The organism is Halalkalibacter flavus (assembly GCF_036663575.1).
Classification (GTDB): domain Bacteria; phylum Bacillota; class Bacilli; order Bacillales; family Bacillaceae_D; genus Halalkalibacter; species Halalkalibacter flavus.
Genome location: NZ_JAWRVK010000266.1, coordinates 1 through 265, shown reverse-complemented (window position 1 = coordinate 265; position 265 = coordinate 1). Strand labels below are relative to the sequence as shown.

Here is a 265-nt window from a genome sequence, read left to right as displayed (position 1 = left end):
CTCGGCGTCCCCATCTGGAATCGCGCCAATTGTGGAATCGCTGGTGCTGGCCCGCTCAGCTACAGCGTCAGGGCTGACTCTCAGCCGGAGCGACACAAGGTCGTTCTCATTTTCATCCCGAAAGGCAATTCCAACAGTGACGTTGGGCAAGATACGCCTTTTCTGTTCCCGACCTCTGCTGCGCCGGGCCGGATGCTGGATTTCATCATCACTGTCGTCGGCGGAGCGCTTGCTGGCAGTGCTGTGGCGAGAGGAGGATCGGGAA

General features: G+C 59.6%; 1 protein-coding gene. It reads left to right on the top strand.

The genetic code is table 11. The features are described from left to right. On the top strand, positions 1 to 265 hold a 265-nt coding region (locus SAY88_RS25160), incomplete at both ends, for a hypothetical protein (protein ID WP_332635161.1).